The sequence below is a fragment of the Candidatus Glassbacteria bacterium genome, assembly GCA_019456185.1.
GTDB lineage: Bacteria > Gemmatimonadota > Glassbacteria > GWA2-58-10 > GWA2-58-10 > JAJRTS01.
Map to the genome: position 1 here is coordinate 1 of VRUH01000104.1, position 5,062 is coordinate 5,062.

At 62.1% G+C, this 5,062-nt stretch carries 4 protein-coding genes; 3 read left to right on the forward strand and 1 reads right to left on the reverse strand.

Annotated elements, in window-relative coordinates:
- A partial coding sequence (locus tag FVQ81_18005; GenBank protein MBW7998426.1) for a T9SS type A sorting domain-containing protein occupies positions 1-2,284 on the forward strand: 2,284 nt, incomplete at its 5' end.
- A gap of 357 nt (positions 2,285-2,641) precedes the next feature.
- Here FVQ81_18005 and lipA read toward each other — a convergent pair.
- Complete coding sequence (gene lipA / locus FVQ81_18010; protein ID MBW7998427.1) at positions 2,642-3,535, reverse strand: lipoyl synthase; 894 nt, start codon at positions 3,533-3,535, stop codon at positions 2,642-2,644.
- Positions 3,536-3,670: 135 nt separating this feature from the next.
- Here lipA and FVQ81_18015 point away from each other — a divergent pair, with 135 nt between their 5' ends.
- Complete coding sequence (locus FVQ81_18015; protein MBW7998428.1) at positions 3,671-4,192, forward strand: hypothetical protein; 522 nt, start codon at positions 3,671-3,673, stop codon at positions 4,190-4,192.
- Between the two features lie 48 nt (positions 4,193-4,240).
- The coding region (locus tag FVQ81_18020; GenBank protein MBW7998429.1) for a Plug domain-containing protein at positions 4,241-5,062 on the forward strand (822 nt) is incomplete at its 3' end.

Below are 5,062 nucleotides of genomic sequence, written 5' to 3' on the forward strand. Positions count from 1 at the left end.
GATCATCAGCAATTTCTACCCGGCCGGGCGCAGGAGTCTGCGGCGGCTCTTCGGCGAGCGGGATTTCTATGTGGCCGCCAACCAGCTCGTCAATCCGTTCAGTCCGGTTTCGAGCACACAGCATTTAATCGCCCGCAAACTGCCGCAGATTTTCGAGCCGCCCTACACGGTGGTCTCCGTGGTCGCCGATTTCGCCTCGAATACAGCTCCGCCCGAGGGCGCTCAGGTTATCTGGCCTGAATTAATTCTGGCCCTCCCGGACCCCTCGAACCCGGCCCGGCCGTGGCTTGAGAACCCCCTGGCGGTGGTACGCAATTTTGCCGGTGACGGGACCCTGCTGTCAACCGACCCGCTGCCGTTCGAGTACCCGGTGAGGGTCGAAGAGGATGGAGAGCTGTGGGTGGCTGTACGCAGCCCGGACAACAGGTTCAACGCGTTCCATAATATCGACGTGCTCGGTGTGGGCCAGGGAGAGCTGCAGGTGGACGAGTCGTTTATCTCCCAAAACGGCGGCGCCTCGTTCAGCAGCGTGATGAATTTCGGCATCAGCTGGCGGCTGGGAGTGGTGGTCCAGGGAGAGGGAGAACACGTCCCGCTGGCCGATCCCGTTCTCGTGCAGAGCGACCGGGAGCCCGGCGGCGATCGGATCATGCTCCATTTCAACAGGGTCAGGACGCTGGGCGGGGAGCTGGTGGACCACTCGCCGCGGATCAGCCTGCGCCATATCTACAACGCCCCGGCGCGTCAGGAGGGTTCCGTGCTGCGAAACGTGGTCCGCGACAACGAGACAGGGAAATTCTCGTTCAGCCTGTTCCGGATTACGGCCGCGGGCGACAGCGCGGCCTGGCGGATCAGCGGATTCGGCCTCAACGGGCGCGGCGACAGCCTGAGCGGGACGGTAACGGCGCTGACGCCGGGCGCTGATGATCTTGGCGGCTGGCTGATGCTCTCGCGGATCAGCGGCTTCAGTGTCGGCGCCCTGGACGGTATCTACCGCGGCCGCTTCGAGAGATCGGCCAACGTGACACTGGACCTGGTGGAAGTGAGCGGCGCAATCGCCGGGGCGCTGGCCTGGCCTCCCGTGAGCCGGCGGCCGCCCGACCGCGCGGTGGTTTTTGAGGGCGCGCCGGGAGATACGGTTGTCACGCTGGGGATTCCGCCGGCCATTCCATCGGGTTTCGAACTGACCGCCACGGACTCGCTGGGTCGCCTCAGCACGCCGCTGGTGCTGGGCCTGGGCTACGACCCCAACGAGCCGAACCAGCGCCTGAAGGACGCGGTTCCGGTCTTTCCGGCCTACGGCCTGCCCCAGGCCCGTCATTCGCACAATTCTATCCGCGGGACCATATTCGCCACCGCCGACGAGGACGATATCGACTGGTTCAGCTTCCCGGTCCACGCCGGCGACAGCGTGGAGATCGATGTCGATGCGGTCAGCGGCCGGCCGTTCGACCCGGCCAGCAGCCTGGACGCTTATTTCGAGCTGTTCGATTCCACCGGCGCGAGGTTCAGGGGGGCGGACGGCCGCGAGGTGATCAACGACGACGAGGACGGCCTGGACCCGTACTACACCTTTGTCAGTCCGCGCAGCGCTACTGTGTACCTGAGGCTGCTCGACGCCAACGTGGCCTACGGCGACCGGGGCGGACGCACGGGAGCCAACGCTTTCTACGAGCTGAGGATCAATATCCTGCCGCGCCTGGGCGATGTGATCCGCGACAGGGTGGTGCGGATCGACGACGTGCTGGCCGCGCTGGATATCGCCGCCGGCCGCGCCCGGTTCGACATCCAGGCGATAATCGCCGCTGATATCAACCGCGATAATCGGGTGACCAACGCCGACGCAGGGTTGATCTACAACCGGGCGATCACCGACCCGTTCGGGACCGGCGGGGATGGGACCCTGCTGGCTGGTTCCACCGGGGCGCCATCGTTCGAGGAGTTCCTGCGTCAACTGAACCTGCAGAACGATCTTGCGGGACTGTCCACAATCGACCTGCCGCGCGCTTTCGAGTTGAGACAGAACTATCCCAACCCGTTCAATCCCTCGACCACGATTACCTATTCCGTACCCGAGGGCGGACGCGAAGTGAGGCTGGAAGTGTTCGATATCCGCGGCCGGCTGGTGCGGGTCTTGGCCGGCGGAGTCCGCGAAGCGGGGACGTACAGTGTAGAGTGGGAGGGAGACGACGAAGCGGGCAGGGCGGTTTCCAGCGGGGTCTATTTCAGCAGGCTGCGCTGGGCGGGGTTCAGCACGGTGCGCAAAATGGTGCTGGTAAAATAGTTTTTTTAGCGAAACTAGTGCTTGGTTGATTTAATTATTGATATGGATGTTTTGGGGCCATAATTAGCCAACCTGTTACCATCCAACATCATAGTGGAACCCGACTTGTCTATGATCTGTTATACGAACTTCCGCAACCAAGGACTAGTGTTGTGTCCTGCAAATAATGTAGGAAAAAAGCGGATAATAAATCCCCCTCGATCCCCCTTTACGAAAGGGGGAGGCCGCTTCCCCCCTTTGCCAAAGGGGGGCCAGGGGGGATTTCTGCTTGAGTTGATCTAACCATTACCAGCCCATCGAATTATTACATATACTTCCGGGACACCACACTAGAAAAATACAGGCTCCCGCCGTTCGCTACTTGTCTTCACTCCGCAGGCTGCGGCCCTGGAGCTGATGGGCCATGTAGGAGCTGCGGACCTTCGGACCCGAGGCCACTTTGGCGATTCCCCTGCTCCTGGCGGTTTCCGCCAGCCTGTCGAACTCCCCGGGTGTGTAATAACGCTCGACTTTCAGGTGATTTTTGGACGGCCTCAGGTACTGGCCCAGGGTGAGAGTGTCGCAGCCGGTCGCCGCCAGATCGTCCAGCACCTCGCCGATTTCATCCTCGCTTTCTCCCAGGCCCACCATCAGCGAGCTTTTAACCGAGTACCTGCCCTCGCCTAGCCGCACCAGCCTACAGAGGACATCGAGCGATCTGTTGTAATCCGCCTGGGGACGAACCCTGCCGTAGAGCCGGGGAACAGTCTCCACATTATGGCCGATCACCACCGCCCCCGATTCAGCGACCGTACGCAGGGAGTCGGTATCGCCACCGAAATCGGGGATCAGCAGTTCCACGCCGCACTCCGGGCTGAGCCGCCTGGTCTCGGCCACGCAGGCCGCGAAATGGCCCGCGCCCCCATCGGGCAGATCATCCCGCGTAACACTGGTGATCACGGTCCAGTCCAGCTCCAGCTCCGCCACTGCGCGGGCCACCGCCAGCGCTTCGCCGGGGTCCACGGCCCCCGGCCCGGCATCCGGAGGGACTCCGCAGAAAGTGCAGCCGCGCGTGCAGAGACCGCCCAGGATCATGAACGTGGCGGTGCCCTGGTTCCAGCATTCCCACTGGTTGGGGCAGCGCGCGCCCTGGCAGACCGTGTTGAGCCGATGTTTGCGCAGCAGGCCGCGGACCCGGGTGTAGTTTTCACCGCGGTCCAGCCGGACACTCAGCCAGTCGGGCAGCCGCCGCTCGCGAATCGTGGACTTCATCGCTATCCCTGCTTGAGTCTTGCTTTTTCCAGGCCGAAGACGTAAAATTTCGGTCTGGGGCGATCATCTTCCGGACACTTGCGAACAATCGCGGTGGTGGCGGGTATTATCTCCGGACTTAACTCGGAGAGGACAGTGAATTGCTGCAATGTAACAGAGAGGGTCCGAGCGATCAAGCGGGCGCTGACCGGTCGATTCGCGGCGGGCATGCTCGCGGGGGTGCTGGCCGCAGGGCTGGCTGGCTGTTCCGATGATTCCCCCACCAGGGTTACGGCCGATTTCGACTACAGCGGTACTTACGTCGCCACCTATGTCGTCGAACAGCCCGATTACGAAACGGAATATGTCTACAGCGGGTCCAACCTGTCGGGGCTGATGTTCATCCGGGACGAAGTGTATAGTCTCGATTTACGTTACCAGATCGGCATGAGCGTATTCGGAAGGAGCGACAGCGGGACATTGTATATCGGCGAGTGGTACGTGGAGTTTAACACGTTTACCGACAGCGCCATGCTGAATACGCCGCGGGGGTATTATTTACCCGAAAAGAGTGAGCTCAAGATCAATTATTTCAGAGAAAACGCGCTCTGGACCGAGACCTGGAAACGCGCCACTCCCGTTGTGGACCCCGACACTTCTACGTATATTCCATTCTGATTATCCGACGCTGGCCGGTTTTCCGTTGAAATTGACCCTGACTGCGCGATGAACGAACTTTTCCGACTGAGCCGACTCCTCACGCGCACTGTCCCCCTGCTGGCGTTCCTGACCGTATTTCCCCGCTATTCAGCGGCCCAGGGTCCTCAGGCGGTGGTTACGGACTCAGTCGCGGTTGCGGATTCCTCAGTTGCGAGTCCCGACAGTACCTCCGCCGCCGGAGTCGAGCCGCTGGATCCGCTGGTCCGGTTCCGCTCCCGCAGTACCCTGTCCCTGTTGTTCACCGATACGCTTTTGTCCCGCCCGATCCGGCCGCAGGCTTTCAGCCTGGCCTTCCCGTTCTATCTCGACGACGCGCTGCGGCTGGCCCCATCGATGGTCAGCGGGGACAGTCTGGGCAACGGCTATCCACGGCGGTTCTCGCCGCTGGGTGCAGGTTTCGCCGCCACGGGTGTGTTCCTGGACGGGATGCAGCTCGCCGATCCGCTCAGTGAGAGGGTGGACTGGCGGCTGGTACCTGTGGAGATAGTCGCCCAGGGGGCTGTTATTTCCGGAGGCGCTCACAGCGGAGTTGCCGGCTGGAGCGACGAGGTTCACCTGTTTACCCACTACCCGTCGGTTCCCTCGGCTGTCAGCCGGATGGGAATCAGCGGGGGAGCCTACGAGATCAACAAGGTCGGCGGCGGGGTCCGCCGCAGCGTGTTCGGCACCGGTGCGGTTCACGTGCAGATCAACAAGATCCAGCAGAGCACCGAGGATTTCGCGGTCAGGGTGGAGAATATCCAGTATTACACCCGTTTCCAGCAGCAGTTGTCACCGGGAGCGCTGCTGGCGGTGGACGGCCTGTTTTTTTCCGATGACTTCCGCCGC